Source organism: Pseudomonas putida NBRC 14164 (genome assembly GCF_000412675.1).
GTDB classification, from domain to species: domain Bacteria; phylum Pseudomonadota; class Gammaproteobacteria; order Pseudomonadales; family Pseudomonadaceae; genus Aquipseudomonas; species Aquipseudomonas putida.
The window spans coordinates 1,942,277-1,957,036 of record NC_021505.1; the positions used below are offsets into that span (position 1 = coordinate 1,942,277).

Genomic DNA, 14,760 nt, shown 5'->3' on the forward strand with positions numbered 1-14,760 from the left:
GATGAAGTTACAGCATCAGACATCAATAGATTTTTTACAGCGTCATAATGCATGTCTGGATCAGGATTTAAGGATCTTCACCGGTGTCCATCAGGCTGAAAAATTAAATGAAATAACCTCGCCCGAATATAGCCTCCCAGTCAGAAATAACAAATCCCTGCAGGCGGATAAATTTGTGGCGGGGTGGGATTGCTTGAGGCTTGATGCACAAAATGACACGGAGGATCCTCGGCTTGGGTATTCCAAAAATGAAAATCAGATAAAGCCAGAAAATTATGAACCGTCGTCTAAGCGTTTAAGGTCTAATTCTTACGCTGAACAACAGGTCAGACCACCTACGGCAGAGAGGAATTTCTTCTTTACAGCGAGTAACCCTACTGATAATAGTGCAATCGCTTTCAAGGTTGATGATTTCTATAAAAAATCTGTAATGGAAAGCTCATTTGTTAGTCAGGAAATCGCTTCTGAAAGCGTAAACCAGTCCGTAGAAACAAGCCGCCGACTTGATGCGGTTGTCAATCAATCTGCCTTGTCCAAAAATCAGAAGTTTTGTATAGACCCGAAAACTGGAAAAGGTTTGCCTTATCTTCATGAAAGAGACAGGCAATATGAAAATATTCTGTCGGGCAGCGAAGACATCAATGTGTTTTTGCCGGGGTATGCTACGGGTGATCGCTATACATTGATTTTTACTGCTCTGATAGAGCCCAGGTTAAACATTTCAATCAGTTACAGTAACGGTGATCCCAAAGAGGAGAAAGCGGCCAAAGAAGCTTACGACGTCATCGTTGGTGCGTTGAGAAGTAATGGTGACGCTAATCCCGAAAAAAGAGTTACATTGCTTTCATATAATGGAGAAAGTTTAAAAAGTGTAAGGGAGTCGCTGGACAGTCCACGAACCAAATCATTATTTGAGTACATGGGTGGTGCTAAAAGCTCGCCTCTTATGTGCGGTGAAGGGGACGCTCCTCATGTGTTTCATATTTCGGTGACCACGGAAATTATTAATCGCCATTTCCAGGATGCTACAACCAGCAAAGCTGAAAAATATTTGGATGTAAGGGAGAAGCTGGGGAACTTGGTTTCTGCAAGTGACAGGCAGAAGATTGACGCACTGGTCGATAAGCTAGTAGAGTTTCATGGGATAAAAGAAGGCGATGTTGCACTGTGGATTGCTGATCGTGAATTTGCTAATGAAAGGGAGGCTGAAGCAATATCTCGCCCAAAAATGTTTGACTTGATTGCACAGCATCTAAAGTCACAAGGTTTTGGTGCTTACAATATTGCTGATACCTATATTAATCGGGCAAGTCCGGCCGATGACAATGAGGCAGTTGTAAATAGACACCCTTATCGTTTGTCGGGCATGCCTCATATTGGTCGCTTTTGGGCGGCAAAAGTAGATGGAAGTCAATTGCTTGCACCACGTGAGAATCAATGGTTCTTTATGGACAAGCTCTTAACCAAAACCGGGGGGCGATTAATAGGTATCCGTAGCGGCGCACTGGAGCCTTTCGCATTGATGGGCCACAATGTAATATACCTAGAACACAAAAATATGTTCACCCCGGAGCGGCATGCCAGCTGGCAGGGGAACATTCCTTATCGCAGGCTAATTACTGAAAACACAACGGGTTATTTAAAGCTTAATACAGAAATCAAGCGTGATGAAATAAGGCGGGAAATGATTTCTATGGCCGAAAATCGCAAGCTGCAAAATGGCATGGAAAGAAACTCCTCTAAGGCATTCATAGGTCTTTCGAAGAGTTCAACTGATTTAGCCCGACTGCAGAACGCGTTCGGCATGATAAATGATGATATCGATAAAGGTGTGCTTAGCCAGAATGAGCTGAAGGTGTTGACAGAAATGCTTACTTCAGAAGACATCACATCAACAGCGTCCGATGTGATTAATGAATGCGAACTGCTTAAATAAAGCTGGCCAGGTTCTGTATGAAAAGAGATGTGACAAATACCGTGTGGAACAAGCCAGCGAGGCTATGGCGGCTTAGCTTTTCGCGAGCTTGTTAAAGGGTGTCACAATCCGGCGATTCTCTTTAAGCCGGCCAAACATACGCTCGATGATGTTGCGCTGTCGGTACTTGGGTCGATCGAACAGTCTTGGTAAGCCAGGCGTGGGTTTGCGCTTAATCGAGCGCATCGGGATGACAGGTTGCATTCGACGTTGGTCGCTGTAGCGGCGTAGAACCGTTGACCACGGGCCGAAGCGTTCCGGCATATCCCGCCACGCAGTACCTGAGCAGAGCCCCCGGAGCACGCCATCGAGCATCATGCGGTCGCTCAGGCGCGGTCGCCCTCGGCCGTGGGTTTTGGTGAAGAGATCAGCAACCACAGCCCGGGCCATCCGAGAGTTCGTAGCGATTTGCCACAGGATTCCTTTCCGTAAGGGCTGGAAACTCTACAAAGTTTCAGCTTCTAGGGACTCGATTGGGCTTCTCGGAATTTCATACAGAGCCGGGTAGTGTATTGGTTTTGAATAATTCGGTCATGAGGTCCGTCGCTGCACCATGCCCAAACAAATGAGCGGAATCTCGTTGTAATGAAGACAGCGTTCCTTGTGTCCTAATGCTTTGTCCCGTGTAGACGAGAATGCCCTCGAGCACTTCGACGGCACTGTGGTAACCCAACCCTACTAAGAATGCACTGGCACCTGCCGCACGAGCATAGCGCTGCGCTTGCTCGGCCGATGTCAGGTCAGACAGGGGGTGATGGAACTTCTCGTTCTCTTGGCGAGCCGAACTTCGGGTCAGAGCCTCCACGTACTGATCCTTCCCTGGTACCCCGCATAACATGTCCCAAGTCTGTAAGATCTCGGCCGGCGAACCCGACATGTGCGCGGTTAACGGCTCTGTAGTTTCATTGATACGGTGCATACTGATGTCGAAGACCGGCCAGCGGTTTTCTGGGATACGATTGTGTTCGGCAATGTCTAGTATCTTATCTGCTTCCAGCCCCATGTTATGAATGCCCGTTCGCAGGGGGATGTCTGCACGCGAGTCAAAAACAACAACACTTCGCTCAGCCTTTTTATCTGGTCCTACTGTGCGAGAACCGCCTGTCCTGCGCATGATTTCCATTTCCGAATCCTCTGGCACATGCAGACCAGCCGCTGTTAGCTGGCTGTTTAATTCGGTCATCAGCTCCACCTTCGCGTCTTCTGGGCGGGAATAAAACACGCCGATATCTCCCATCAAGGCAATCACCGCGGCTCTGTCTGTAGCACTGGCAGCCACTGCACTGGATGAATTGTTTTTTGTGCTGACACGCTTTAGAGCAGCGAGCAAATCTGCGATTGTTTTTCCGTCGAGCAGACCTTCTTCTCCTAATACACGAGCACCGATGGTTATCTGGCTGTCGGCACTCAGATTTGAAACGATTCGATGCAATACGATGGCTGCAGTGCTCAATTCTTTGATGAGTGCTTCGCCCGGGCTGTAAAGAACTCTTCTTCCGTCCACAGTTTGTTTCATGGCCAAATCCTTTGTCTGCCTCAGCGTGTGCGGAGCTGCCGGGTTGGTGTGGGTATTTTTAAGGTGCCTAGAGTCCTTGCCGAGAATTTTTTGTGCGTCTGTGTTTCCAAGGGTCGAACTCTCGACCCTGTGTATGCCGAACGCCCCATCTTTGATGGGCGCCTCACTCATAGGGGTGAGACTACTCGTATGCTTGACAGTTATGTTGCTGTCAATGAAAACGTTATTGATAACACCATTCCCGACTTGTGGACTGCTGCTTTCATCGCGGCGGAAGCGAACGGGTTGCTCTCCGTCTCCATTTTTTACAGTCGCAGTGGAAGTTACATTTGATGCGATTTCATTGGAGCAGTTCCTGGCGAGATCGAAGTTTCTCACAAAATCGGTATTATTGGGGTCGTTGCTGTCAGCGTGATATTGTGCGGTAGCTGGCGCAATGCATTTTATGTCATTGTTGATCGGCATATTCTCTTACCTGTGTAAGGTAGTTGAGCCTTTTGGGGGCGGTGGTTCAGTGGTTGAGTATGTTGTGGATCGACAATGTCAGGCTGTAAAATTCATTCAGTGCCCGGCGTAGCTCATCGGGTGATTCGACGCACTCGTCGGCGAGCAATGCTTTTATTTCGTAGCAATCATTTGCTTTCCCCAGTACCGCTTGCCCCGTTAGAACGCCTGGCAAAGCGTACTGTAGTGCATCGAGTAGATTGGCTGCATAAAAGTTGATGTTGAGGCTGTTCAGCTCTTTGAGTTCGCTCCATATCCATGTCCTGTTGTTGTTTGTTGTGATAATGATTGGGTTGATAATTTTGAAGTTTAGTTCTATGGATGAGTGGTGATCGAATGCGCCGATTCTTTTCTCAGGAACTCCGAGACTTATCAATGTTGTGTATAGGATTGTCGAAATATCGCGGTTCATTGCTTGTGATCTCTTACGCTAAAGGTCAAGGGTTTCAAGGGCGCTATGTTATCTGCTGTCTTGAGAGGCGCCGTCGCTGACGTCTTAAAACGCAGTATTCGGATTGTCAGGCACGTAACTAGCTCATGGCACTGCATGCGGTTGACGAAAACTGGTATTCGGTACGATATTCAGCAGGCCTTACTGCACAGGCTTAGCCACTGAAGTAGGGAGCGTGTATTTCACGGTGAACGCAAAACGCGCTTCATCTCCTCCGTCAATAGACACACGCCCGGGCATCTATCACTGGTTTCGCTTTGCGATGACGATGCTGTTGCAGGAGGGTTATCCTCTACGAGGCCGTTAATCGCCTGCGAACCTGGCCGGCGCATGCGTTTATTGTTGTTGTTGTTGTTGTTGTTGTTGTTGTTGTTGTTGTTGCATGAAATGTTTTAACGTGGTTTTGCATGATTTTCATTCTTTTAATGCACGTTTTTTGGATTTTCTTGCAGCCTAGATTTCGCCAATGGCCATGTCTTTCAAAAAACGCTCATTTTATGAAGGCTGGGCGCTTGGTTTTGGGGGGGCTTTGGGCATGTTTCCCCCCTGCAATCAGTGCTCGTAAGAAATAGAGTTGAGGTTTGAGGCGATCGCCTGGATGAAGCGTCCAGGCGCGTGGAGAGAAAGTCGCTTGATTGGTGAGTTATTTTATGTTGCGGAAATAGTTGCCTGGACAGACCGACAAGAAAGGTAATGCCAGCCCGCTAAAAAGTTTGGGTGATAAAAAACTGTCGAGGCATTTGCAGCTCGAAATAGCTTAGCCGACTGGCATTAGCACTTTAAGGATTAGCGGGATTGATCAGTGCAGTGCAATGGCCTGGTTGGCGCGTTTACTCAATTGTCTAGCCAATTCAGGGTCATCGATCTCGATGGTAAGTTGCTTGTCGTAGAGGTCGTGCTGGTTGTTTGCGATCAATGTGTCCAAGGATTCGGGATCTATTTCAGTCAGTGTGGCATCAATGAGCGCTACGGTGTCGTCAGAAAACTCACTGTGTTCAATATTGTTAAGTGTTTCCATTTGATAAATGGCTAGCGCCGGTAAGAGGGAGGTTTCTACATAGTTTGGCTCTTTGTAGTCGGCCAGATGTTTTTCCTCTCCAGTTGTAAGTTGGGATCCTTGTTCAAATTTTGCTGAAAGTGAAGTGTTGAGGCTATCGCTTAATACAAGAACCTGTAGATGAGTTATCTGATCTTGAAGCATGGTCTTGAACGCTTCATTGCTTTCGATTTTTATCTCTGGAATTGTTTCTATGTTATTGGATTTTTTGAACGAAACCGAAGTGTCGTGGGCCGGCTTGCTTGTATGGGCAAGGGTCAGTGTAGTGCCCATGACGGCTGCATGGGCTTCCACGCTGTGAGGTTGAGCTATGGGGAAGTGATTAAGGCCACCTTGCGCATACAAGGTTTTGTTTGTGACTTTCATTTCTGCTTCTGAAATGTACCTGGACTCACGGGCTCCAGCGCTCGTTTGTGCCTTTGAAGAACTAAGTTCATATTTAGAAAAGCTATCTTTTTGTGAGGTTGAGTCGGTTTTTGGACCTTCTTGGTAGTTGACGTTGAGATAGCCTCCAGACAGTATTTTTGAAGCCAATGTCCAGCGATGATAGTGCGGGCTATCCTCTTCACCAAGGCCGCTGCCTCGGACATTAAAAGAGTGGAGTCGGAGATTCCAGCCCTGATCCGCGTTGGACATCAAGTAGAATTTGTTGAAAAACGCAGCTTTAGCAGATTTGTTTTTGCAGCTATTCAGTAACTTATCGTCGGCCTTGATGTGTTCAAGTATGGAGATAAGATCCTTTTTGGAAATAGGTTCGATATCTGCGGTCACACCAGGGCGTTGCTGGAAGCCGACCTCCGTATCCGGGCGGAAATCTTGATATCGCTCACTGATCATTGTGAATGTGTTTTGGTAGATTCTCTCGTTGTGTAAGGCTTTTGGTTCGGCTTCATTGGAGGAGGGGGTGGGAGAGCTATGGTTTGTAGAAGTCCATACCGGCGGCTGAGAAGTAATATTTGATATAGTCATGATCAGGTCTGTCCGAATAGGGGATGCTAGGCTCTGTGTGAAAAGCCTTGAAATTCGGTAATGCTGCGTTGAGAACAACCTCGGAATGTTGGTTTACCACCCGTGAAGTCGGGCGTGACCTTGGCCGTTCCCTGGCCGCTTTTGCCTCGCCTGACCTTCGTTTCAAGACATTTCACACAGTGCCTAAGATGCATCGAAGTCTGTCGCGCCGCTTTCAAAAAAAGCTCATGGCTCAAGGGCCGCAAGGCGGCCGCAAATTGTTGCGGGGCTATTTCAGAAAGTTCAGGTCCAGTGGGTAGTCCAGAATGATTCGGGTCTGGTCCAGGTCATTGGCGATTGCGCCGTAGTCGCCGCCCGTGCGCATCGACGCATGCAGCAGCCGCACGGAAAGGTTTTTCGCAGGCCCTGACTGCACCACGTATTTCACCCACAGGTCCCGTTCCCATTGCGACCCGTCGCGCACCGCCTCGAACCGTGTATAGGCACCCCCGGCATCGCGGCCATCGATATCGGTACCGCGTATGTAGCGCGCTGTGAAGCTCAGCCCAGGGACGCCAAAGATGACGGCGTCCAGGTCGTAACGTGCACTCCATGCTCTTTCGTTGGGGCTGTTGAAGTCGCTGCCTTGGGAGGCCGCATCCAGTTCGATGTCGAAACTGTTCCAGACATAGTCGAAAGGCTGGTCGCCGTCGATGCGGGTGTAAGCAACTTCGAACTTGTGACCACCCATTGCGTAGCCTACCCGGGCACTCCAGGCATCGTTGCGAATATCGCCAAGCAGCGAGGTGCCGGTGTCACGCGTACGGTAGTAATTGGCGCCGGTATTGAACACGCCACCCGCTTTCAAAGGCACCCGGTATTCGATAGATGCAAATTGCTGGTTCCAGATGTTGTCGAGTTCCGACCCGAACAGCTTGATCTTCACATTGTCGACGCCGGTGTAGATACCGCCGTAATAACTGACAAAGTCACTGTCGGCCTGGCGACCACCGTAAGCGGTACCCAGCTTGCCGCCGTGATTGGTTGCTGCACGGTCGCTGCTGGAGGTAAAGCGCCCTGCATTGAGGGCCAGCCCGCCGAAGGTATGATCGGTGACGTTCCAGCCTCGGAGCGTTTGCGGTAGCAGGCGGATATCGCCGTACTTCAGCACCGGTGAATTGGGGAACAGGTCGCCATAAGCCAGTTCGGTGCTGCCGACGCGCATCTTTACCGCACCACCGGCCTTGGAATATTCAGCCTTGGGGTCGCCCTGGTTATCGCGGGAGACGATACCGCCATTGCCGATACCGTCGCCAACCCGGCCCTTGCCACCGTCGAGCTTTATTGCGCCCATGTAATGCAAGTCGAGGCCGAACCCTACCAGCCCTTGGGTATAGCCGGAATTGAACTTGGCCAGCACACCTTGGGCCCATTCCTGGCGATAACTTTGCCGCTCACCGGCCGGGTTGAGGTAGCTGCCGTTGCGGTTGTCGGCGTTCCAGTAGAAGTTTCGCAAGCCGACCGTGGTGGTACTGTCTTCAATAAAACCATGGTCCGATTCAGCCGCGCAGGCAATCGAGCCAAACAGGCAGGCACTCGCGCCTGCCATCCCCAATGTGAAAGTTTTGAGCGACATGAAGACTTCCTTATTGCCAGATTCAAGAACGGCAGCGTGAAGATTTATTGTTATTGCCCCTGCGTCTGCGTCTGCGGCGGGCAGCCGGGGGCCTGATCGCTAACTTGCGGGTGCGGCAAGTTGCGCTCTTTATTGTTGTATTACTCGGTAGGCCGGGTTGCTCAAGGCAACCCGGAGCACATGGGGTTTTGCCTCAGGCAGTCATGCCGGTAAAGAAGCGCGCGGCATTTTCATCCAGGGTCGCAATGTCGTAGCCACCCTCCTGGACCACCACGCAAGGCAGGCCCAGTGCCTTGATCCGCTGCCCCAGCAGGCGGAACCCTTCATGGCTGACGTGTACCTTGGACTGCGGGTCGTTTTCGTAGATGTCAAAGCCCAGCGACAGCACCAGCACGTCCGGGGCGAAGGCGCGCAGCGCCGTTGCCGCCTGGTCCATGCAGGCAAAGAAATCCGCTTCGCTGGCGCCATGGGCCATGGGCAGGTTCAGGTTGAAGCCAGCCCCTGCACCAGCGCCGGTCTCATCATCGAAGCCGGCGACCACCGGGTAGAAGTTGGTCGGATCGCCATGAATCGACACGTACAACACATCGTCTCGCTCGTAGAAGATTTCCTGGATGCCTTGGCCGTGGTGCATGTCGGTGTCGAGCACGGCCACTTTGCCGAACTTGCCACGCAGCACCTGGGCGGCGATTGCGGCATTGTTCAGGAAGCAGAACCCACCTGCGGCTTCGGCGCGGGCATGGTGCCCTGGTGGCCGGCACAGGGCATAAGCGGCCTGGTCGCCTTCGATCACCGCATGTGCCGCGGCCACCGCGCTCTGCGCCGACCAGTAGGCGGCCTGCCAGGTGTGCTCGCCGATCGGGCAGCTACCATCGGCCAGGTAGCGGGCGGTCTTGCCGAGGATGCCGCGCAAGGGGTTGCCTTCGCGGATGTAGATGTTGGACATCACCTCGTCGCCCCAGTCTTCCGGCACTTCGTGCCACTGCTGGTAGGCGCTGGCCAGGTAGTCCAGGTACGCCTGGCCATGCACGGCCGCCAGCGGGGCCAGGCCGTGGTCGGCGGGTTCGAAAAGCGGGTAGCCGAGCTTTTCGACTACTGCCAGTAGCGGGTCGATGCGGGCCGGCACTTCCTGCGGTTGGCGCATCTGGCCACGCGACAGGTAGGAGCGGGGGTGGTGCAGGCGTTGAGCAGGATGGAAAAACGTTTTCATGAATCACCTCTTGGTAACGCGTGCGGTCAATAACCCAGTTCGGGATCGACCAGATTGTTCAGTGCCAGTCCGGCACTCAGGCGCGACACGTTGTCGGCCACTTGCCGGGCGATGCACAGGTCGGAAGCGGCAGAGGCCATGTGCGGTGTCACCCACACGCCGGGCGTGTGCCACAGCGGCGAATCGGCAGGCAACGGCTCCTGTTCGAACACATCGAGCAAGGCGCCGCGCAACTGCCCGCTGGCCAGCGCCTGGCGCAGGTCGTGCGGGTTGAGGTGCTGGCCACGACCACAGTTGATCAGCGCGCTGCCTTCGGCCATGTGCCGGAATACGGCATGGTTCAGTACGCCATGCGTGCTGGCGGTGAGGGGCAGCAGGTTGACCAGCACATCCAGCCCGGCGAGGAAGCCTTGCAGCGAAGCCGGGCCTGCGAAGGTGTTTACGCCATCGACCTGGCGCGGCGTGCGGGCCCAGCCGCGCACGTCATAACCCGCCGCCGCCAGCCGCTGCGCCACCGGTGCGCCAATCGCGCCCAGGCCCATCACGCCGACCCGGAAATCCCCCGCCTTGCGCTGCACCGGGCGCTGCCAGTGCTGGCTGGCATTGCCGGCGATTACCCGGTCGAAGCCCCGGTGAAAGTGCAGCACGCCCCAATGCACGTACTCGCTCATGCCCTGGGTGTGGTCAGGGTCGACCACCCGGCACACCGGCAGCGACGCATCGCGTGAGCTGTCCTGCGCCAGGTGATCGATGCCCGAGCCGATCGAGTGCACCAGGCGCAGGTTCGGCAAGCGGCCAAGGCTACCTTCGGGCGGGAACCAGCACACGGCCACTTCGGCGTGCCTTGCGCCGGCATCTTCCGGGCGCAACACGTTCAGGTGCGGGGCGTGCTCGGTGAACAGCGCGGCAAGCCAGTCAGTCAGCGCCGGGTTCTGGCAAAGCAATACGAGGCTGGCCATGTCAGCTGCACCACTCGCTGCGCTGCGCGTCGATCAGGCTGAGCGCGGCCTGCCAGGCCATGTCGATGATGCCGTCGATGCCATCGCGCCCGAACTGTGCGGCGGTGTGCCGGCACACTTCCTCATTGGGGATGTTCAACGCCACGCCGGCAGACATCGCCTGGATTTGAGCCTGGCAAGCGCGCTCCAGGAAATAGATCTCGTGGAACGCTGCCGCCACGTTGCTACCTGCGGCCAGCAGCCCATGGTTGCGCAGGATCATCGCCTTGTGCGTACCAAGGTCGGCGACCAGCCGTTCGCGTTCTTCCAGTGACAGCGCGATGCCTTCGTAGGTGTGATACGCCAGGTTGCCGTAGAACTTCAGCGCGTGCTGGGTCAGTGGCAGCAGGCCGTCACGTTGTGCTGCCACCGCCATGCCCGCTGCCGTGTGGGTGTGGATGATGCAGTGCAGGTCCGGGCGCGCCTCGTGGATCGCCGAGTGGATGACAAAGCCGGCCGCATTGACCTTGCCACCGTTGAAATGGCTGTCGACCACGTTGCCGTCCAGGTCGATCAGCACCAGGTCGCTGGCGCGCATCTTCTCGAATGCCACGCCATAGCGGTTGATCAGGAAGTGCCGGTCAGGCCCGGGTACACGCAGGGTGATGTGCGTGTCGATCAGGTCGGTCATGCGGTAGTAGGCGATCAGGCGATACAGCGCAGCCAGCTCGCAGCGTGCTTGCCATTCGGTTTCTGACATGGCGTGAGGCTTGTTGCTCATCAGGCGATTCCTTGCGAAGTGGAGAGGGCGACCGGCCTGGCGCTGGCGTTGCGCAGGTGCGAGAGCCCCAGCACGCCGGCCAGCGACATCAAGGCCAGCACGCTGAAGAACAGCGCCAACGGTAGCCATTGCCCGGCGAACTGGCCGGCAACGAACGTGCCCAGCATTGGCGTAAGGCCACCGGTCAGGCCGCTGCCCAGCTGGTAGGCGATCGAAATGCCCGAGTAACGGACCCGGGCCGGGAATGCTTCGGCCATGTAGCCGGCAATCACGGCATACAGCGCCGACAGCAGGACCACGGCCAGGGCGATACCAGCGGTCATGTAGACCACGTTGCCGGTCTGCACCAGCAGGAACATCGGGTACGGCACCACCATGCACAGCGCCGCGACCCACTTCAGGAAGCGCCCTTCACCAAGGCGCTCGGCGAGCATGGCCGAACAGGGTTGCGAGAGAAACTGCAGGATGGTGACCACGAACAGGCAATCGAGAATGGTGGTCTTGGCGATGCCCTGATACTGGGTGACGTAGGTGATCATGAAGGTGTTGGTGAAGAAGAACCCGCCAGAGCCTATGGTTACGGCCAGGGCTGCGAAGACGATGTTCCGCCAGTGGTTGCGCAGCACTTCGCGCACCGGGTTGTCGCTGGTCTGGTCGCTGTCCTTGACCTCGGCAAACTCTGGTGATTCCGGCACGCCGAAGCGGATCAGCAAACCGACGATCATCAGCAGCCCGCTCATCAGGAACGGAATACGCCAGCCCCAGCTCATCAGGTCTTCCGTCTCCATTGCAGTAATGAAGCGGAAGGCGATCAGCGCCAGCAGCAGGCCCGCCGGGCTGCCCCACTGGGCAAACGAAGCGAAGAACACCTTGCGGCCCTTGGGCGCATGCTCGCTGGCCATCAGCACCGCGCCGCCCCATTCACCACCGACCGAGATGCCTTGTAGCAGGCGCAGGAATATCAGGCCGATGGGGGCCCAGATACCGGCCTGTGCGTAGGTCGGCAGCAGGCCGATGCAGGTGGTGGCCACGCCCATCAGCACAATCGTGACCAGCAGCATTTTCTTGCGCCCCAGGCGGTCGCCCAGGTGGCCGAACACCATGCCGGCGAACGGCCGTGCGATAAAGCCCACGGCAAAGCTGCCGAACGCGGCCATGGTGCTGAGCATCGGGTTTTCGCTGGGGAAGAACAGCTGCCCGAGCACCAGGGCTGCGGCGAAGGCGTAGATGTAGAAATCATAGAATTCGATGGTGGTGCCAATAAAGGCAGCCGCCGCGGCACGACGCGGGGTGGGGGTATTGCTCTTCATCTGAGGCTCCTGGGCGTCATTGTTATAGGCAGGAGAAGGAGAGCCCTGCACGGGCAGGGCAAAGGCACTCTGGCGGTGCGTTGCTAGATGTTGAGCCAAGTCCTATGCTAGGAAAAGCTTCTAATTTAAATACTCAAGTATAAGACCAACAAATAATGACGCCGACGACAACGACCCTCGCAAGAGACCCCGAAGCCAAGCGTTTCCTCAATGACCGCCTCGATTGGAACTTGTTGCGCACCTTTCTGGTGATCGGCCAAGAGGGCAGCATCAGCCGGGCCGCGGCACGCCTGCACCTCAGCCAGCCGGCCGTTAGCCAGGCGCTCAGGCGCCTGGAGGAGCAGCTGGACAGTGCCTTGGTGGTACGCCGCGGGCCACGCATCAACCTGTCAAAGGCGGGGGAGGAAGTAATGCAGATCGCGGCCGAGCTGTACGGCACGGTCTCGCGGCTGGGGCCTGCGCTGGACAGCCCGGCCGAGACGGTGACAGGCAAGATCCGTCTGCTCAGCATCAGCCGCATCCAGTCGCGTGCCTACGATGACTTCCTTGCACAATTTCACAGCGACTATCCGCAGGTGGAGCTGGAAATAGACGTGCTGCGCAGTTCGGATGTGGCCAGTGGTTTGTTGCAGAAGACCGCATCATTCGGTTTGAGCCTGTGCCGCACCCCCCAGCCCCGGCTGGAGCAACGGGTGCTGCTCGAACAGCGCTACGCGTTTTTCTGCGGCAAGCGCCATCGCTTGTTTGGTCGCAAGAACCTTACCGTGGCCGACTTGCAGGGCGAGAACTTCGTGAGCTTCACCAGTGACCAAATGGGCGGCAACCTGTCGCCGCTGACGGTGTTTCGTGATCAGCAGGGGTTTACCGGGCGTATCGTCGCATCTTCACCGAGCCTGGATGAAATCCTGCGGCTGGTGGGGGCCGGTTATGGCATTGGTTGCCTGCCGGAGCACATCGTCGCGGCGGATGTGCAGGCCAATGAGCTGTGGCGCTTGCCGCCGTGGGAAGGGGTGATCGATGTGAACGTGTACCTGCTCTGGAACCGGGAGCAGAAGTTGACGCAGGCCGAGTCGATCTTTCTGGAGCGGTTCCAGCAAATGCTAATGACTACAGACCCGGCCGAGCGCTTTTGATCGGCTGGCCAAAAGGTGCTCAGGCCCAGAGTCCAAACAGCACCAAGGCCGCCACGCCAAGCCCGAGCGCGATCGAGCACCCGCCCAGCGACAGTGCCGCCCGGCCTTGCCGGTACCAGCCGTCATGGCCCAGTTGCCGTGCCGGCGCCAGCAGGCTGCGCCAGCGCAGTTCCGTTTCGTGAAACGCCTGCAGGTTCGCCGTATCCGCATCCAGCCAGCGACGAAAGTCGATCCTTTCGCAAGCCGTCACCTGTGGGCTCTGCAAGCGCACATACCATTGCCCTGCAACGCTCGACAGCACATCACGACGCGAGCGACCGGCCTGCAGCGCCTGGTCCATGTTCCGCTCGATGCTCGCCAAGGGCAGGTCGAGGCGGGCGGCGATGGTGGCGAAATCCAACTGGTCGAGGCGGTTGAGCAGGAACACTTGCTGCACGCGGCGGGGCAGCCGCTTCAGGGCGTGCAGCAGGGCATGGTCGGCATCGTGTTCGGCAACAGGCGTTGGGTGTTCAAGCGGCAGTAGCAGACGGGTCATGGACAGCTCCTTGCTTGAAGGGGGAGGGGTGGGGGCATCTTCCTTGATGCGAGACCAGCGTAGGCGAAACGAGATTGATTCTCAAGTGCTGATTCCGCAAAGTTTTGTAATGAGCGTTCACGCCCTGAAACACCTTTGCTATCATGCGCGCCATCACGATCTTCATTAGCCTGAAGAGCAAAAAAAAAGACCCGGCAAAAAGCCGGGTCAAAAACCGTGATTAGCCTGATGAGGAGATAATCTGAGAGCGACCTAAGCTCCAGGTTATCCAGCAGATCTCGCGATCAGCTGAGTGCAATAATAATCGTTATCATTTGCCAGTCAAATGAATTTTCGCTAATTCGGTAAAAAAGTTTTACCGATGCGCTTCCTTGTCCCGGCAGTCGGGGCTTCTGCCGTTCGCGGCCTTCACGTTCTCTCCCTCCTTTTTTACTCAGAAATCCGGATCTGCGGCGCGCTTGTGCTCCAGCAGGGCGCGGGCCATGTCCACCATATGCATCAACGCGTAGGTCAGCTCGCGCTGGCTGCCGTGCTGGTGGCTGGCGGTTTCCTGCGCTGTAGCGGCGGCGCAGCGCAGCAGGGCGATGGCGTGCTCCCGGGCCTGGTCGCCGGTGACGCTCTCGTGCAGGGTCCAGATCTTGTTGTCGAGGGTCGGGCGCTGCGGCTTGGGGTTGAGGTAGTAGTCGAGGGCGCGGCGGGCGGCTTCGCTGTCGAGATCTGTTTCGTCGTTTTTCGGTGGTTTCATCGCGATACCTTGTGATTTCCC

The 14,760-nt window shown here is 55.5% G+C and carries 12 protein-coding genes and 1 pseudogene; 2 read left to right on the forward strand and 11 right to left on the reverse strand.

Going from position 1 to position 14,760, the window contains the following annotated elements:
- Position 1 precedes the first annotated feature (1 nt).
- On the forward strand, positions 2–1,936 hold the full coding sequence (locus tag PP4_RS08545; protein ID WP_016498788.1) for a hypothetical protein: 1,935 nt from the start codon (positions 2–4) through the stop codon (positions 1,934–1,936).
- Here PP4_RS08545 and PP4_RS27830 read toward each other — a convergent pair.
- The 9 genes and pseudogenes from PP4_RS27830 to PP4_RS08590 form a co-directional block, all read right to left on the reverse strand.
- A pseudogene (locus tag PP4_RS27830) lies at positions 1,892–2,390 on the reverse strand (transposase). The gene PP4_RS08545 and the pseudogene PP4_RS27830 overlap by 45 nt on opposite strands.
- A 75-nt stretch (positions 2,391–2,465) precedes the next feature.
- Positions 2,466–3,956, reverse strand: coding sequence for a hypothetical protein (locus tag PP4_RS08555; protein ID WP_016498790.1), 1,491 nt, complete (start codon positions 3,954–3,956; stop codon positions 2,466–2,468).
- A 46-nt stretch (positions 3,957–4,002) separates the two neighbouring features.
- Positions 4,003–4,407, reverse strand: coding sequence for an InvB/SpaK family type III secretion system chaperone (locus PP4_RS08560; RefSeq protein WP_016498791.1), 405 nt, complete (start codon positions 4,405–4,407; stop codon positions 4,003–4,005).
- 838 nt (positions 4,408–5,245) lie between these two features.
- A complete protein-coding gene (locus tag PP4_RS08565) occupies positions 5,246–6,472 on the reverse strand; it encodes a hypothetical protein (protein ID WP_016498792.1) in 1,227 nt (408 codons plus the stop codon).
- Between the two features lie 268 nt (positions 6,473–6,740).
- Entirely contained in the window at positions 6,741–8,087 is a 1,347-nt protein-coding gene (locus PP4_RS08570; protein ID WP_016498793.1) for an OprD family porin, read from the reverse strand.
- A 193-nt stretch (positions 8,088–8,280) separates the two neighbouring features.
- Positions 8,281–9,297 carry a histone deacetylase family protein gene (locus tag PP4_RS08575; protein WP_016498794.1) on the reverse strand — a complete coding sequence of 339 codons (1,017 nt, stop codon included), beginning with the start codon at positions 9,295–9,297 and terminating at the stop codon, positions 8,281–8,283.
- A 26-nt stretch (positions 9,298–9,323) separates the two neighbouring features.
- Positions 9,324–10,256 (reverse strand): 2-hydroxyacid dehydrogenase, encoded by a 933-nt coding sequence (locus PP4_RS08580; protein ID WP_016498795.1) that lies wholly within the window; start codon positions 10,254–10,256, stop codon positions 9,324–9,326.
- Between the two features lies 1 nt (position 10,257).
- Positions 10,258–11,016, reverse strand: coding sequence for a class II aldolase/adducin family protein (locus tag PP4_RS08585; protein ID WP_016498796.1), 759 nt, complete (start codon positions 11,014–11,016; stop codon positions 10,258–10,260).
- A complete protein-coding gene (locus tag PP4_RS08590; protein WP_016498797.1) occupies positions 11,016–12,326 on the reverse strand; it encodes an MFS transporter in 1,311 nt (436 codons plus the stop codon). Before PP4_RS08590 ends, PP4_RS08585 begins: the two co-directional genes overlap by 1 nt.
- Positions 12,327–12,481: 155 nt before the next feature.
- Here PP4_RS08590 and PP4_RS08595 point away from each other — a divergent pair, with 155 nt between their 5' ends.
- Positions 12,482–13,459, forward strand: coding sequence for a LysR family transcriptional regulator (locus PP4_RS08595; protein WP_016498798.1), 978 nt, complete (start codon positions 12,482–12,484; stop codon positions 13,457–13,459).
- Positions 13,460–13,478: 19 nt separating this feature from the next.
- Here PP4_RS08595 and PP4_RS08600 read toward each other — a convergent pair whose 3' ends face one another.
- Both PP4_RS08600 and PP4_RS08605 read right to left on the reverse strand, forming a co-directional pair.
- Positions 13,479–13,994, reverse strand: coding sequence for a DUF4880 domain-containing protein (locus PP4_RS08600; RefSeq protein ID WP_016498799.1), 516 nt, complete (start codon positions 13,992–13,994; stop codon positions 13,479–13,481).
- A 433-nt stretch (positions 13,995–14,427) separates the two neighbouring features.
- Positions 14,428–14,739: a DUF6124 family protein gene (locus tag PP4_RS08605; RefSeq protein WP_016498800.1), complete on the reverse strand. Its 312-nt coding sequence runs from the start codon at positions 14,737–14,739 to the stop codon at positions 14,428–14,430.
- Positions 14,740–14,760: the final 21 nt, after the last annotated feature.

What these genes read in the sequence shown, in the direction of transcription:
- PP4_RS08545 (WP_016498788.1), top strand. Translation starts at nt 2, where the DNA reads ATGAAGTTACAGCATCAGACATCAATAGATTTTTTACAGCGTCATAAT.
- PP4_RS08555 (WP_016498790.1), bottom strand. Translation starts at nt 3,956, where the DNA reads ATGCCGATCAACAATGACATAAAATGCATTGCGCCAGCTACCGCACAA.
- PP4_RS08560 (WP_016498791.1), bottom strand. Translation starts at nt 4,407, where the DNA reads ATGAACCGCGATATTTCGACAATCCTATACACAACATTGATAAGTCTC.
- PP4_RS08565 (WP_016498792.1), bottom strand. Translation starts at nt 6,472, where the DNA reads ATGACTATATCAAATATTACTTCTCAGCCGCCGGTATGGACTTCTACA.
- PP4_RS08570 (WP_016498793.1), bottom strand. Translation starts at nt 8,087, where the DNA reads ATGTCGCTCAAAACTTTCACATTGGGGATGGCAGGCGCGAGTGCCTGC.
- PP4_RS08575 (WP_016498794.1), bottom strand. Translation starts at nt 9,297, where the DNA reads ATGAAAACGTTTTTCCATCCTGCTCAACGCCTGCACCACCCCCGCTCC.
- PP4_RS08580 (WP_016498795.1), bottom strand. Translation starts at nt 10,256, where the DNA reads ATGGCCAGCCTCGTATTGCTTTGCCAGAACCCGGCGCTGACTGACTGG.
- PP4_RS08585 (WP_016498796.1), bottom strand. Translation starts at nt 11,016, where the DNA reads ATGAGCAACAAGCCTCACGCCATGTCAGAAACCGAATGGCAAGCACGC.
- PP4_RS08590 (WP_016498797.1), bottom strand. Translation starts at nt 12,326, where the DNA reads ATGAAGAGCAATACCCCCACCCCGCGTCGTGCCGCGGCGGCTGCCTTT.
- PP4_RS08595 (WP_016498798.1), top strand. Translation starts at nt 12,482, where the DNA reads ATGACGCCGACGACAACGACCCTCGCAAGAGACCCCGAAGCCAAGCGT.
- PP4_RS08600 (WP_016498799.1), bottom strand. Translation starts at nt 13,994, where the DNA reads ATGACCCGTCTGCTACTGCCGCTTGAACACCCAACGCCTGTTGCCGAA.
- PP4_RS08605 (WP_016498800.1), bottom strand. Translation starts at nt 14,739, where the DNA reads ATGAAACCACCGAAAAACGACGAAACAGATCTCGACAGCGAAGCCGCC.